This window comes from Caballeronia sordidicola (genome assembly GCF_002220365.1).
GTDB lineage: Bacteria > Pseudomonadota > Gammaproteobacteria > Burkholderiales > Burkholderiaceae > Caballeronia > Caballeronia sordidicola_C.
The window spans coordinates 1-13,135 of sequence record NZ_MTHB01000057.1 but is presented as its reverse complement, the minus strand read 5'-3'; the positions used below and the strand labels follow the sequence as shown (position 1 = coordinate 13,135).

General features: G+C 58.8%; 18 protein-coding genes. 2 read left to right on the top strand and 16 right to left on the bottom strand.

Annotated elements, in window-relative coordinates:
* Positions 1-19 precede the first annotated feature (19 nt).
* The 14 genes from BSU04_RS10220 to BSU04_RS10155 all read right to left on the bottom strand — a co-directional run bounded on the left by BSU04_RS10220 (position 20) and on the right by BSU04_RS10155 (position 10,303).
* Positions 20-934, bottom strand: a complete 915-nt coding sequence (locus BSU04_RS10220; RefSeq protein WP_256982402.1) for a type IV secretion system protein — start codon at positions 932-934, stop codon at positions 20-22.
* A gap of 16 nt (positions 935-950) precedes the next feature.
* The gene (locus tag BSU04_RS10215) at positions 951-1,406 is read right to left on the bottom strand and encodes a membrane lipoprotein lipid attachment site-containing protein (protein WP_089160508.1); all 456 of its coding nucleotides are present in this window, start codon (positions 1,404-1,406) and stop codon (positions 951-953) included.
* Entirely contained in the window at positions 1,403-2,104 is a 702-nt protein-coding gene (gene virB5 / locus BSU04_RS10210; protein ID WP_256982401.1) for a P-type DNA transfer protein VirB5, read from the bottom strand. Before virB5 ends, BSU04_RS10215 begins: the two co-directional genes overlap by 4 nt.
* A gap of 44 nt (positions 2,105-2,148) precedes the next feature.
* Positions 2,149-4,524, bottom strand: a complete 2,376-nt coding sequence (locus tag BSU04_RS10205) for a transporter (protein ID WP_089160507.1) — start codon at positions 4,522-4,524, stop codon at positions 2,149-2,151.
* Entirely contained in the window at positions 4,521-4,943 is a 423-nt protein-coding gene (locus tag BSU04_RS10200) for a VirB3 family type IV secretion system protein (RefSeq protein ID WP_089160506.1), read from the bottom strand. The genes BSU04_RS10205 and BSU04_RS10200 overlap by 4 nt, the downstream gene beginning before the upstream one ends.
* Positions 4,940-5,245, bottom strand: a complete 306-nt coding sequence (locus BSU04_RS10195) for a hypothetical protein (protein ID WP_256982399.1) — start codon at positions 5,243-5,245, stop codon at positions 4,940-4,942. The genes BSU04_RS10200 and BSU04_RS10195 overlap by 4 nt, the downstream gene beginning before the upstream one ends.
* Positions 5,246-5,426: 181 nt before the next feature.
* Positions 5,427-5,609: a hypothetical protein gene (locus BSU04_RS10190; RefSeq protein WP_089160505.1), complete on the bottom strand. Its 183-nt coding sequence runs from the start codon at positions 5,607-5,609 to the stop codon at positions 5,427-5,429.
* 24 nt (positions 5,610-5,633) lie between these two features.
* Positions 5,634-6,398: a lytic transglycosylase domain-containing protein gene (locus tag BSU04_RS10185; protein WP_089160504.1), complete on the bottom strand. Its 765-nt coding sequence runs from the start codon at positions 6,396-6,398 to the stop codon at positions 5,634-5,636.
* Positions 6,395-6,661, bottom strand: a complete 267-nt coding sequence (locus BSU04_RS10180) for a hypothetical protein (RefSeq protein ID WP_218827254.1) — start codon at positions 6,659-6,661, stop codon at positions 6,395-6,397. Before BSU04_RS10180 ends, BSU04_RS10185 begins: the two co-directional genes overlap by 4 nt.
* Positions 6,661-6,966: a hypothetical protein gene (locus tag BSU04_RS10175; RefSeq protein ID WP_144021181.1), complete on the bottom strand. Its 306-nt coding sequence runs from the start codon at positions 6,964-6,966 to the stop codon at positions 6,661-6,663. Before BSU04_RS10175 ends, BSU04_RS10180 begins: the two co-directional genes overlap by 1 nt.
* Entirely contained in the window at positions 6,963-9,071 is a 2,109-nt protein-coding gene (locus BSU04_RS10170; protein WP_089160501.1) for a DNA topoisomerase, read from the bottom strand. The genes BSU04_RS10175 and BSU04_RS10170 overlap by 4 nt, the downstream gene beginning before the upstream one ends.
* A gap of 11 nt (positions 9,072-9,082) precedes the next feature.
* A complete protein-coding gene (locus tag BSU04_RS10165; protein WP_089160500.1) occupies positions 9,083-9,301 on the bottom strand; it encodes a hypothetical protein in 219 nt (72 codons plus the stop codon).
* Positions 9,302-9,373: 72 nt separating this feature from the next.
* On the bottom strand, positions 9,374-10,000 hold the full coding sequence (locus BSU04_RS10160; protein ID WP_089160499.1) for a hypothetical protein: 627 nt from the start codon (positions 9,998-10,000) through the stop codon (positions 9,374-9,376).
* 81 nt (positions 10,001-10,081) lie between these two features.
* Complete coding sequence (locus BSU04_RS10155) at positions 10,082-10,303, bottom strand: hypothetical protein (RefSeq protein WP_089160498.1); 222 nt, start codon at positions 10,301-10,303, stop codon at positions 10,082-10,084.
* A 107-nt stretch (positions 10,304-10,410) separates the two neighbouring features.
* On the opposite strand from BSU04_RS10155, the gene BSU04_RS10150 reads away from it, so the two are divergent.
* On the top strand, positions 10,411-10,791 hold the full coding sequence (locus BSU04_RS10150) for a helix-turn-helix domain-containing protein (RefSeq protein WP_256982398.1): 381 nt from the start codon (positions 10,411-10,413) through the stop codon (positions 10,789-10,791).
* A 5-nt stretch (positions 10,792-10,796) separates the two neighbouring features.
* Here the strand turns inward: BSU04_RS10150 and pxpA are convergent, their stop codons facing one another.
* Complete coding sequence (gene pxpA, locus BSU04_RS10145; protein WP_089160496.1) at positions 10,797-11,585, bottom strand: 5-oxoprolinase subunit PxpA; 789 nt, start codon at positions 11,583-11,585, stop codon at positions 10,797-10,799.
* Between the two features lie 100 nt (positions 11,586-11,685).
* Positions 11,686-12,660, bottom strand: a complete 975-nt coding sequence (gene dctP / locus BSU04_RS10140; protein ID WP_256982397.1) for a TRAP transporter substrate-binding protein DctP — start codon at positions 12,658-12,660, stop codon at positions 11,686-11,688.
* 240 nt (positions 12,661-12,900) lie between these two features.
* Between dctP and BSU04_RS10135 the strand changes: the two genes are divergently transcribed.
* Positions 12,901-13,135 (top strand): transposase (locus tag BSU04_RS10135; RefSeq protein ID WP_144021180.1); only part of this gene is annotated, 235 nt, incomplete at its 3' end.

Here is a 13,135-nt window from a genome sequence, read left to right as displayed (position 1 = left end):
GGCTCGCCATGCACGTCGACTACTTTTTGTTGATTTCACCGCCTTCTGGTTTTGCGCTGCCCGAACTCGACCCGTCTTTGCCCTTGACCAATCCCTTCAGCGCCTTACCTATGCCCATCGCTCCGGACAATGTTCCAACCATCCCCGAGATGCCGACGCCCCCCGCAAGCTGCGAGGCAAGCGAAGGAAGGTTTACTGAAACGAAGATGAATCCGATCCCCATCATCACCAACCCTGTCAAGTCAGAGACCGTTACCGTGTCCGGAATCATCGACGAAGCGAAGTTGATTTCGATCGCGCCTGCTGCGGCAAAGAGCGCCACGAGAAAGGCGTAGTTCAGACACTGCGCAATCCAGGCTTCGAAGAACTTGCGCGTCGCTGGAAACAACGCGAGTGAGATAAACATGGGACCGAGGGCCAGTAGCAACCCAAGGGCAAACTTCGCGAGAATGATGTACGCCGCCGCGATCGCAATGAACGGCATCGCGAAGAGCAGTGTGATTCCAATGAAGCAAACAGTATTAACCGTGCTCGCGATCCCGCTGGTGTGGTTGTATAGCGTCGTCATCGCCGTCACATACGCATTTGTAATCGTGTCAAGCGCGGCGCCAGTCGATACGTTCCCGGTCAACGCCGTTGCAAGATCATCCCCCAAGCCGTTCAGGAAAGGCACCACGTACTGCGTGTAGTAGGTGATGTTCATGCCCAACGTCAAGATCACTACCCAGGCGACCATCTTCATCATGAAATCCTGGATTGGCATGTCGGTACCGCCTCGCCAATACGACATCATGACTAGGCTGACGTAGACACCAAAGCACGCGGCCATCAACGGTGTAATCAAGGTGATCACGTTTTGCGAACCCGTGTTAATCGTGTTCATCACGTTGTTGTCGAACGCGTTCAAAAGTTGCGTGAAGACGGTTACCGCCACGGTAGCCTCCTGTCAATTACTGCTTCTGAAGATCAATCGGGCCCAGCTCTGTCAAAGCGAAGTAGCCGGTCTTGCTAATGAACGGCTTGGGTTCACCATCGTCTGACCACCCTACTGGCACATGAATCACAGCGAACGTCGTGGTTTTGACTCCATCGACATCGACCGAGACCGGATGTTTGACTTCCTTCGCGAGATCAGCTTTTGTCATTGGTGTAACAGGCTCGAATGAGTCAACGTCAACCCATTGCTTTTTTGGACGCCACCATTTGCCCTTGTCATACTCGTAGAGGATGTAGCCGGTGTTGTCTTTTTCGATTTTCGCGAACGGCGTGATTTTCCCGCCACCATCCTGGTCCGCGTTGTAGATACCAACAATGTCATCGGCTGCGGGAGCAGGAGCGTTCGGTTTCTGGTTGCAGCCAGCCAATGCAGCCGCAATTACCATAAGAAAGAGAAAGAGCTTCTTCATTGCGCGGCTCCTGTGATCATGTTGGTGTACTCCTGGTCGCGCTGCTGCTCTGAGAGCTTAATCTCGGCTTGCTGCAATTGCCCCATCAGATTCAGCCGCGTCTGTTCGTTCTGGATCATCGCGTTCTCGGACTGCAAGCGGTTCTGGAGATCCGCCTTTGCCGCCGGGTCCTGCGTCGCATCTGACTGCTGCATCAGGCTCTTGATGTTTTGCAAGCGCGAGATGTTGGCCTGATAGGCCTGCATGGACATGGCTTTGTTCGCTGCAAGCGTATCGTTGTAGCGCTGCTGACCGGGCGTAGATGCCGTCATGCCTTCTTCAGACTCGATTTGCGTCGCCGCGCTGCTGATCCCCGACAGTTGCCCGCTCTTCGTCTGGTCATAGATCGACTGCCATTGGTCCGGCAGATAGCTGCGCAGGGACGGATTGTCGAGGATCTGGCCGAGACCTCGATTGCCCGTGAGCGCACTGAGCTGCGTCGTCATAGTCGTGTACTGCTGCTCCATGGTCTGGACCTGCTGTTCCAGTTGCCCCGCCATGACAACGTCTTGCGCGAGCTCAGCCACGCTGATCACCGGAATGCCTTGCGCATACGTATTGACCGCAGGTGCTGCAATCACCAGCGCAACGGCCGAGGTAGTGATTGCGCGAGCAAGTGCGCTCATGCTGGAACGGCTTTGCTTTGCTATTTGGGTCATTACTTTTCCTTCGAGTTGGTTAAACGATCCGGCTCGCCTGAGTGTCATGCCGCGTCCTGGTCACGCTTGCCCTTGCGACGCTCCTGGAAGATCGCGAGGCACACGTCGATATCCGGTCCGTGCTCAGCCCAAATCTCCTCCCAGATCGCCACGTTATCGACCGAGCCCGACAGGATCGCGAGCTCATCGGAGAAGCCGTACAGGTCCAGCATCGCGAACACGGACTGGTTGCTCTGCTTGATCAGGAACGTGCGTGATTCCTTCGACAGCTTTTGCAACTCCTCGAATTCCCGCTGGCTCAAATTGCAGCGCTTGTAGCTCTCGAACTCCGCTTCCGGATTGGGCAGGTAGATCTTGGTAGCCGTCTGCTGCTGGATGGCAGCGAAAATCGGCGAGTTGATCGCGTCTTCGGGGGACTGCGACACCAACACCATGAACTCGTCAGACTTTCGCCCGGTCTTGAGCACCTTGAGGATCATCGCCTGCGTGGTCGGATACTTCGCCGGCAACCAGAACTCCTCGACAATCGTGACCAGCAAGCCGCCCTTCTCCTGCATCAGGTCCTTCAGGTGGAACAGATGCGCGAGCACGGGTTCGGTCGGCTCGTAGTTGTCTTTCAGAAAATCAGTGACATCGAATCCAATGCGCCGCTGCGAGGCCACGTCGATCATCGAGTCCGGCGCGTTGTCCAGCGCCCACGCGAATCGGCCTTCGGTCGCGTGGCACCACTTGTGCAGCCTCACCGCGAGGCAGTTGTCGCCCGTATTCGGAATCGTTTCGAGCAGACGGCTGAAGCGCCGTTGCTGACGGTCTTTGATCTTGTAGACCGTGTCGACCGCGACCTTGATGAACTGCTCGTCCTCCGCTGAGATCTTGCCGTCGGTGTCTCGCCCGCACGCGCGCACCAGGTCGTAGCAGTGCTCGCGGTTCTTCGGCGTGTCAGGCAGGCCAAAGGGCGCAAGCCCAGTCGGTTCACCCGCACGCAACGGGAAATAAACACCACCGAGTACATGGATGAACATCTCCATGCCCCGGTCAAGGTCCATCGCGAAGATCTTCGGGTCAAAGCGCTCCAGAAACGCCAACATGGTGAGCTGGGTGGTCGTCTTGCCCACGCCCGTCGCGCCCAGCATCAGCGTATGACCGGCGACCTTCTCGCCGGTGTTGTCCTGGTCCAGGCGCGACGCATGATTGTTAAAATTGAACATGCCCTTTGCGGTCGTGTGCAGTGGCATTACTGCCGAGCCATCGCCCAGCGGATTGCCGGTGCGCTTGCCCGACGAATAGTTGTGCATGGAGAATGCGGCCGCCAGATTGCGAGTGGACTTCGGCATCGGCCGCGGCTTGCGGGTCGCACCTGGAATCTGACTGAAGTACGTCGTGGGCGCAGACAGCGTTGCCTTGATCCAGCGCACGCCACACTCACCTAGCGAGCGCGCCGTAACGAACGTGCCGTTGTCGATGGCTTTTTGCGCGGTTTCTCCATACACGACGAGCGCGCCGTGATAGTCACCAAAGGCCAACTCACGCGAGCTGATATAGCCTTGCGCGGTTTGCAGTTCCTCGATCTGGTGCGTGGCCTTGTCGCCGGCCGACTTCAATTTATTCGCTTGGGATTCGAGCGCGTCTTGCGCCTCGTACGTCCCCATGCACGAAAACGTTTGCGTCAACGTGAACTCGGCGGGCAGGGTCAGCAGCGGGTTCAACTGCCCCCAGCCGCACTTCGGGAAGTCTTTCAGGTCATAGCAGGTCGCAAACTTCGACTTGGCCTCACCTCGGATCTCCAGCACGTCATAGCCGAAATGCAGCCACGCGTTCGGAATCAGCTCATAGCCCGGCGCGTCGGTCACGGGGATGTCCTCTTCCACCCCGTTTATCAACTCGCCCATGAAGCGATACGGTTGCGAGAAAAGCATCCCATTGCGCTCGAAGGTCGTCAGGTATTCCGGGTCGTACGCCACCAGCTGCTTCATGACGGTTTCGCCCAGGTCCTCAAGCTCAGCAATGCCTTCTTCAAGATCGTCCAGCTTGAGCACCAGCGACATGAAAAACTTATTCTCGAAAAACGCACGCTTGCGAAACCCACGGTCCAGATACTTATCGACAAGCTGCTGTACGAAGTTGGAGGTGAACGTGTAACGCTGGGCGAATGACACGTGCCGGCGATTGAATGTCAGGTGGATGGAGAGCCGGTTGCCCTTATCCATGGCAAGCGCCGCGAAGAACCGGTTCAGCGCATCAAAATGGTTTTCGATCACGCGGGTACTGACCGACTCGAACGGCATGCCGGCAATCTCAATGCACAGCACCGCACGACCGTCCTCCAGACTGGTGACGCGGGCGGACACGGGGCGTCCGATCGGCGGCAACTTGTCCTGCACGGCCGGCAGTTTCTTCAACAGGTCGCTGCTGTATTTCATGTGTTCCTCTCACTTTTTTTAGCCGCTACGTGCGCGTAAAAATCGGACACGAACTTCGATTGACTGGCCTTCTCAAAGGGCCGTTTGTAGTTCGCGAGGCGCCGGCCGTATTGCATCGGTGCGAGCGTGTAGGTGTTACCGAAGCAGCGCGCGAGCGAGCGGTCGAGCACGCACAAGGCTTCGAGCAGCAAGATGCGCAGCGCCTGGTCGTCGGTTGCGCAGATGCGCTTGAAGAACAGGAAGACGGGAATGCTCGGCACAGCGAACAGCAGGCCACCGGGACCCATCGTCGCCGCACCGAGAAGCGCCGCTAACACCGCTGCTGCAAACACGAACAGCGTCGGAATCAGCGGCACGCCCCATATCATCGCGGTGCGACCCAGGCCTGCATACGACGGATACAGGGTCTTGTCGCTCATGACGTCATGAGGGTCCATGCCCACGGAGCAAGCACGCTAACGCTACCCACTGCTGCGACCTTGGCGATGGCGCCGCCAAAGTCATGCACCCAGTCGGCTTTGTTGGACCAGCATTGCAGGCCCACCCACAGCAGGTAGCAGATCGCGAGGATGCCGCCCAACGCGTAGAACCAGACTTCAAAGCTGGTGACGGCGGTGGTGCCAGAGTCCAAGCCGCTGGAATTGGCCGCACCCGAGGTGACTGCAAGCGTGCTGCCAAGCAGGGCGGACAAGCGAACGGAAGGTTTGATGCTCAATTTCATGAAGTGCCTCATTTCAGGTTAGGTCAAAATTCGCCGAAGGTGTCCCACGATCGCCGTGGAGATTCCTCAGGGGTGATACTTCGCTCGCCGGCATCGAGCGCGCAGCTCGATGGCGGGCGGATCGGATTGAGTAGTCCGAAACCGAAAACTAGATGAAGCTCGTTAGAAACCGATACCCGCGCTAGCGACGGCCCGTGACCAGGCGGCCGTAGGAATACGCCGCCTCAATCTGCGTGCCATGTGCACCGTTCGCAAAGTCACGCAGCGCGAACACACACACCTGGTTACCCCTGCGCACCACAAACCTGACGTGACCATCCAGACTCTTGTGCGCTGCCCGATGCAATGCTTTCGAAACTCTCATGACCGCCTCCTGTGGCTAGAAAAATCAAAAGTCGCCGAACGTGTCCCATGTCGCATGCGCTCGCGCCTTCCCGCCGAGCGCGGGCGGCTCGTCCAGTGGCGCTGGCCGGACGGTGCGCGCCACTTGCCCTGATATCCCACGCAACCCTGACTCGGGCGTCACGGCAGGCACGACCGGAATCGCTTGCGCGCTGGCTGGCTCGTTGACGTGTACGTTCGCTTCGGTCTGCACCTGCAATGCCATCTGCGCCTGCACCTCATCTGTTACGACCGCGGTGTTCGTCACGCCAGCAGGCGCGGGCAACGCGTTTGCCACGACTCGCTGCACGTAGCTGGACTGCGCATACCGGGCGCCGGAGTCGGCGGTAAAGCCGCGCTGGAAGTTACCGCTGTAGTAGCAACTGAACGCCGCGCGCAAGGCCTGCTGCCCCGCACCCATCCGCGCCGAGGCGCGGCGATAACAGTCGGCGAGAATCGCGGAACCGGCACGCAGGTTCGCGCACGGATCGAACGCAGCTGCCGCGTCCTGACCGGTCAGCCCGTAGCGGCCAAGGTTGGCGCGGTTCACCTGACTTAAGCCCACGCTGTAGTTCCAGCCCGCCGCATCCAGTGCCTTCACGGTCGCGACCGCTTCGTCGCGACTGTGCGGCTGGCGCACAAGACGGCCGCCAACGACGCCGATCGCATAGGGCTGAAAGCCCGATTCGGTGCGCACGATCGCCTGCAATGTGCTCGGGTGAACGGCCGGCGCGCACTGCTGGGCGAGCGTATTGAAATCGACGGGCATCATTTGCCACCCCACCGCGTGCGTTTGCTTGGGTCCTGATGGCGCGTGCCACACAGCTCGCAAGCGGCGGTGTCGCGGGAAGTACCATCGCTCGGGAAAAGCTTGCGACGAGCACGGAACGTGCGACTGCGAGATACAGACTCGGCAACGGACCACACCGTTTTGCCAGCGCCGGTCTTGCCAAACTGCAGCGTGTGGCCGACGTTTTCTGACAGCGCGCTATCGAACAGGTCGGTCGTTGGGGTATCTTCAGGTTGCTTGGCCATCATTTCTCCCCGCGTTTCGCGCGCTCGCTCAGTCGGCCCGGCCACGGGCGCGGGAAGTTTTGGTTCGACAAGCCCCGCACCACCCCGGTGGCGAGCGCCAGATCAGTCAGGAACTGATCCTGTGACTCAACCCATCCTTCAATCCACCAGTAGCTGCTCAACAGATGCGGAAAGTCTCTCTGAAGCGTTTCGAGTAACTCTCGGTTTTCGTCGATGCGCTTATGAATTCCACGCGCACTTTGCGCGACCACTTCCTGAATCGCTGCGAGCTGACGCTTGGCCTTTATTCCGAAAAAATCCATCACGCGACCTCCACTTTCTTGATTCCGAAGCCCTTAGCCGGCTTTGCCTTCATCTGGAAATTGGGTTTGCCGTCCTGGTCGGGATAAGACGCCGAACACTTGGGCTCAGCAGTGAAATTCGAGCAGCCCCAGAAAGGTCCCTTCTCGCTCTTGAGCTGGCGCAACTGGCCGCTCCTGCATTTCGGGCACGGCACACCGGGTGCCACCGGCAAGTTCATCGACGCGGTACGCAGGCCGGTCACGACCTTCGTGATAAACCCGACATTGCGTTCGATAAACTGCTCATAGCTGATCTCCCCCGAAGCCACGCCATCAAGCGCGATCTTGAACATGCCAGCCATCGTCGGATCCTTCACGGGCCCGGGCAGCGCATCGAGCAATCCACGGCCGCTCTTGCTCGTCATGAACTTGGTCTTCGAGCCCTTCAGCGGTTCCAGAAAGCCCCGCTCTCGTAGCTCCGAAATGATCCCGGCGCGCGTGGCACTGGTGCCGATCCCCTTGCCTTCTTTGAGGCGTGCCTTCGCGGCCGGATCGGTGGTGAACTTGTGCAGATCGATCATCGCCTTGAGCAGCGAGGATTCATCAAACCGCTCAGGCGCTTTTGTCTCCCGGCTCTGCAGCGTGCAAGCCGCACACGTGACAGCGTCGCCCTGGGCCATCGCTGGCAAGTGCTGCTTGCCCTCGCTACCATCGGCGTCAGCGCTGGCGGCCGCCGCGTCGTCTTCAACCGGCGCATAGACCTCGCGCCAGCCAAGCGACACCGGCGTTTTGCCACTGGCAAGAAATCGCTCGCCATCGACATGGGCTTCAATCTTGGTCTGCATGAAGACCGCTGGCGGATAGAACTGCGCGAGATAGCTGCGCACAATCATGTCGTACACGTTTCGTTCAAGCGGCGTGAGGCCGGAAAGATCGGCGGTTGCTACCGTTGGCACGATGCCGTGATGGCTCGTGCCATCGACCTTTTTGTCATTGAAGGCCGAGGACTTGAGCGACGGATCCGTACGATCGATCACGCCTTGCATGGCGGGCAGGTTCTTTCGAAGTGCAGCGAGGATCTCCGGTGCGTCCGCGTGCTGCGCTTCGGACAAATGCCGCACTTCAGTGCGCGGATAGGTCGTCAGCTGCAAGGGACGGTCGTACAGCTTTTGCGCGGCCTCCAGGACCTCTGCTCCCGTGCAACCAAATTTGGTACAGGCGGCCACCGTCAGCTCGTTGAGCGACATCGGCAGCGGCGCACCCTCGCGGCGCTCAGCCTTCTCGTAGTCGGTGATGCTCGCGATCTGTCCGCTCAGGCGCTCCGTCAGCGCTTTGGCGACGGATCCATCTACCAGGCGCTTCGCATCATCCAGTCCCGCCTGTTCGTCGCTCGCTTTCCACATTCCAATGAAAGGCCCGTTTGCATGTTCGATGCGCGCGGTCATCGTGAAATACGGCACCGACCTGAACGTTTCGATCGCACGATCCCGGTCACAGACAATCTTGAGCGCCGGTGTCTGCACGCTGCCGACCGTCAGCGCACCGTCGAAACCGAGTGCGCGCGCCCGCAAGGTCGCCGCGCGTGTCAGATTCAGGCCGAACAACCAGTTGTAGTGCGATTGCGCATAGGCCCATCTGTACCAGGCACGAAACTCGGGTGCGTCATTGCTGCGCATGTTCGCAAGTGACTGGCGGACCTTCGTCTCGTTATAGTCGTTCACGAGGAGCCGAATCACGGGCTTCCGGTTGCCGAAGTAGTGGAGCACTTCGTCGACGATCAGTTGCCCTTCCGGCTCCGGGTCGCCGAGGTGGACCACTTCGTCGACTGTCTTGAGCAGTTTTTCGATCGCGGCGAGGTTGCGCTGCAGCCGAGCTTCGGGTTCCATGATCCAGGTGGTGGGTACGATCGGCAGATCCTGCTCGCGCCAGATCTTGTTGCCCTTCTTGTTAAGCGGTACATCGTCGGGCAGATAGGCATCGGGCATCGCTTGCGCGAGCGCGTGACCGGCGAGCGGCACGAACGCATCGTCACCGACATAGGTGATCGCACCGTCCTTGCGCACGGCACCCGGCAACACCTTGGCAACGGCTTCTGCAAGACTGGGCTTTTCAGAAATGAACAGGCGCATCGTGAGATTCCTTAAGCCGCTTTCTGTTGCGACATCGAGCGCACGAAGCCGTGATGCGGCTCACCATGCAACGGCTGGTCGAAGAAAATGCGCTGCGCCAACGTCGCGTCGGTATGGAACGCACCAGGGTTCGCTCCCTGCAACTCACGAATCGCGCGTTCAAGGCCACCGACACACTCGTTGGAGTTTAGGAATACTTCGCGTTGCTCTTGAGTCAGTAAGATAGACATTGTTTGATCCGGAAGTTGTGAGGTTGAGTGCTGCTAGACGACTAGACGCCGGTCAGCGAGATCGACGCGCGCTTAACCGCCCTGACCACCGGAGGCCGAGTTCTGCTGATTCTGTAGCTGGAGGAATTGCTGCTGAGCGGTGGCCGGATCATATGTCGGCGTAGTACCGTCGCCGTAGTATTCGCTGACAGTCGCGCCTTGCGTGGTGTTCCACCACACCCGCGACCAAAGCTTGCCATCGATGTTCACGTTGATCGCACCGGTGGCGCCGCACAGCAGCTCGCTTTGCTCGGGACCACCCCAGAACAAAAGATTAGGACGGCAATAATTTGCGCTGGCGCCGACATTGGCGGCACCAGTGCCGTTGCCGAGGCTGGCAAGCGTGCTCGCTGGAATGGCGCTGCGGATTTGCGGCGGGAGATCGGCGACGCTGGAATTCAGATCACAGGTGGGAAACGGGTCACCGTGGCGAAGTGCCGTCCACAGTTTCTCGATCGGCGGAACGCACGCCCCTTCTGCTTCCGGGCCACGGGGATCGGACAGGCACAACAGCACCTGGCAGCCCCAGTCGTCGGCTTGCGCGATAACGGGCTGTGCAAGTGGCAGTGCAACGCACGCGGACAACACCGCCCGAGTGAGGCGTCGAAGCGACGGCGCGAGAAGACCTCGCCACACGCGGTTTATAATGGCCTTAGCCATGTGGGACCTCGTAAGTTACCAACTTCATGGTTAGGTTGGTGTCGGTGTTAGTAGCACCGGCATCAACCGCTTTCCTATCTTTCAGTCCTGAATGCCCGCGGGCATTTGAAGATTCACAACGCCCTCCTTCAATCCCAGCAAGACCGCCGCGTTGTGCGCGTGGCCACGCTTGCCCTTCAGTCTCCCTTGCAGCACTCCGCTCGCAATGTTGCGGGGAATTCCATGTTTTACCGCCCAGCTCGAAACGGAGACGCCACACCGGTCGAACTCTGCGCGTACCTCTTCCAATGTTTTCAGTGCCATGCAGTGGCCCGTATACTGATCGACTAAAGGTAAACTACAACCAGTATGGGACATTTACGTCCCATTTGCAACATTTAAGACCAATTTATATGCCATCTACATTTAGTTTGCGCCTGGCCGAAGAGCGTGACCGGCTCGGACTTACTCAGGGAAACATCTCCGAATGGACAGGCATCAACCGCAAGACGCAATCTGCCTACGAAAAAGAACAGCGTTATCCGGACGCTGGCTATCTCATGACTCTGCTCGAGCACGGCTTTGACGTGTGGTACTTGCTAACCGGAAAACGAGCCCCGCGCTACGGCGCTGTTGATGAGCAATTGCTACAAAACGTGTTCACCATCATCGAAACCAGTATCTCGGCCGTTGGGCATTCCATGGACGTGGAAAAAAAAGCGAAGCTTGTCGCGTTGATTTATCAGACCGCTTCCGAAACCGGCCAGGTCGATCCACTCGTCGCGCAGAAAGCGATCGACCTCATTTCCTGACTACCTCAGCTATTCAACTCAACGTCCGGAATCAGTGGCGCTGAGCGACTTGATGAGCGAACCGCTATGTCGGCTTTGTCCAGCGCGGCACAAATCTGTTTGGCAAACGTCACCGCGTGCGGCCCGTCTCCGTGCAAGCACACTGTATCGGGGCACACCTGTATCCAACTGCCATCACGGGCACGTACGAGCTCATCGCGCACCATTCCCAGTGCTTGTTCGCATGCAGCCGCGTCATTTTCGAGAAGTGCGCCGGGCTCCGTGCGCGGCACGAGTTGGCCATCCGGCATGTAGCCCCTATCCGCAAACACTTCCTCAACGGCTGACAGCCCGGCCTCGCGAGCAATACGAACCAGTTGTCCGCCCGCAAGCCCGAAAATCGCAAGCTCCGGATTAAAATCCAAGACTGCCTGCACGATCGCGTAGGCGAGATGTCTATGTCTTTCTGCCTCGTTGTACAGAGCGCCATGCGGTTTCACATGCGCAAGACGACCGCCCAGGCTGCTCACAATGGCCGAGAGTGCGCCGATCTGATACTGCACTCCGGAATACACGTCTTCGGGCGGAAGGTTCATTGCTGTCCGACCGAAGTTCTCCCGGTCGGGGTATCCGGGGTGAGCACCAATTGCGACGCCACGCCGAAGTGCTTCTCCTGCGACGCGTTTCATCGTTGACGCATCGCCCGCGTGCCAGCCGCAGGCAATGTTGGCCGAACTGGCGAAGCCCAGCAATGCAATGTCGTGTTCGAAGCCTTCGCCGATGTCCACGTTAAGATCAATTGTTTTTGAAGTCATGTCAGGTCCCACCTGTATCCTCATATCAGACATGCGCGACGTACCCAATGCGAATTGCAGCATGTCGGCGGTGCAACAACGGCGGCTAGAACGCGGCCACTCAGGACAGTTTGTGTGCGCATTCCACGGCCTCTAACGAGATCGAGGGGCATACGTGCTGTGCCAACACCCTCCCCCGTCTCCGAAACCGCGTAATGAAGCCGGCTTCATTCGGCGGAACCCGGGAAATCCAGTCATCAAGACGCGCCTGCCCTACTTCGTTGAGGCGTTCGCGCAATGTCCCGTCGATGGAAATGTTCACGGCTACGCCGGCACGCCGCATCTCGGCATAGTTTTGCTCAATGCGTGCCGGCAAAGCGGTCCACTGCTTCTCTTGGACTTCAGCGACTGCTTTATCTAGATCGAATCGCAAATATTCCGGAAGCGCCTCGTATCGCGCCTGACTCATCACGACGAACGACACCGGGAACGCGTAATGAATCGAGGCGAAGTTGGGAAGATCCGCTTGCAACGATTTCCCTACTGCCCCATCGCCGGACGACAACACACCATCGAGCGCGCCAATGCGCAGCAGTGGCTTAACGTCCCGAACGGAGAGCACCGCTGCGCGTGCGCCTACGCTGGTCAGCACTGCGGCCGAGGCAGCGTCGTATGTGCGTATCCGGAGGCTTGCGATGTCCGCAACCGTTGCTATCGGCTGACGCGACCACAATCCGGTGGGCGGCCATGGCGACATGAACAGCATGTGAAGTCCCGCGCGGGAAAGCGCATTTCGGTAAGCCGGCTCTGCGAGGCAAGCAAGGCGTCGTGATTCGTCTACTGACTGGACCTCGAAAGGCAACGTCGGCAATTCAAAAAGGGGGTCGATCTGCGTCAACTCGCCACTGAACACGTCAGCCACCTGGATATGGTCTTCCAGAACTGCCGATACGAGATCGGTTGACCCACGCTTCGTCTTGAATTGGGTTTTACCGGTCAGGGCCCCGCCCGTATGCTTCGACAAAGCTGCGGAAAATAGATCGACCCCGCGGCCCGCCACCGTGTCGGCGGGATACTCCGTCACAATTGACCACACTTGTCCTGCCCGGGCAGTCTGGTACGTTGCGCAACAGATCAACATCCCCGTTGCGGCAGCATATACAGTAAGTCGTCCTAATTTGTACCAAATCATTGCGAGGAAAACCGCCAGTCAGAAAATGACTAGAGCAATGGCCTCACAGAGAGGCGCATCGTAAGCGGCTCGGCCCGACCGTTTCGCCATGCTGACTTTTCCAAAGCATGATGAGGGCGTTCAGATCAACGGAGCCAGTCAGCCATGTCGAACGCAGGGGGCGCAGCCCATCCCCGTCGCACGTACGCGCGAAAATTCAAGCAGCAGGTGATCAGAGAGACGTTGGTGCCTGGCATGTCGGTGTCGATTGTTGCGCGCCGGCACGACATCAACGCCAATGTAGTGTTCGGATGGCGCAAGCAATATCGTGAAGGCAAGCTCGTCGTCCCTGCACTCGACGTTGCGCCGAGCATGCCATGCACGGAACTGCTGAGCGTCG

Coding starts and splice junctions, on each gene's coding strand:
- BSU04_RS10215 (WP_089160508.1), bottom strand. CDS start 1,406: ATGAAGAAGCTCTTTCTCTTTCTTATGGTAATTGCGGCTGCATTGGCT.
- virB5 (WP_256982401.1), bottom strand. CDS start 2,104: ATGACCCAAATAGCAAAGCAAAGCCGTTCCAGCATGAGCGCACTTGCT.
- BSU04_RS10205 (WP_089160507.1), bottom strand. CDS start 4,524: ATGAAATACAGCAGCGACCTGTTGAAGAAACTGCCGGCCGTGCAGGAC.
- BSU04_RS10200 (WP_089160506.1), bottom strand. CDS start 4,943: ATGAGCGACAAGACCCTGTATCCGTCGTATGCAGGCCTGGGTCGCACC.
- BSU04_RS10195 (WP_256982399.1), bottom strand. CDS start 5,245: ATGAAATTGAGCATCAAACCTTCCGTTCGCTTGTCCGCCCTGCTTGGC.
- BSU04_RS10190 (WP_089160505.1), bottom strand. CDS start 5,609: ATGAGAGTTTCGAAAGCATTGCATCGGGCAGCGCACAAGAGTCTGGAT.
- BSU04_RS10185 (WP_089160504.1), bottom strand. CDS start 6,398: ATGATGCCCGTCGATTTCAATACGCTCGCCCAGCAGTGCGCGCCGGCC.
- BSU04_RS10180 (WP_218827254.1), bottom strand. CDS start 6,661: ATGGCCAAGCAACCTGAAGATACCCCAACGACCGACCTGTTCGATAGC.
- BSU04_RS10170 (WP_089160501.1), bottom strand. CDS start 9,071: ATGCGCCTGTTCATTTCTGAAAAGCCCAGTCTTGCAGAAGCCGTTGCC.
- BSU04_RS10165 (WP_089160500.1), bottom strand. CDS start 9,301: ATGTCTATCTTACTGACTCAAGAGCAACGCGAAGTATTCCTAAACTCC.
- BSU04_RS10160 (WP_089160499.1), bottom strand. CDS start 10,000: ATGGCTAAGGCCATTATAAACCGCGTGTGGCGAGGTCTTCTCGCGCCG.
- BSU04_RS10155 (WP_089160498.1), bottom strand. CDS start 10,303: ATGGCACTGAAAACATTGGAAGAGGTACGCGCAGAGTTCGACCGGTGT.
- pxpA (WP_089160496.1), bottom strand. CDS start 11,585: ATGACTTCAAAAACAATTGATCTTAACGTGGACATCGGCGAAGGCTTC.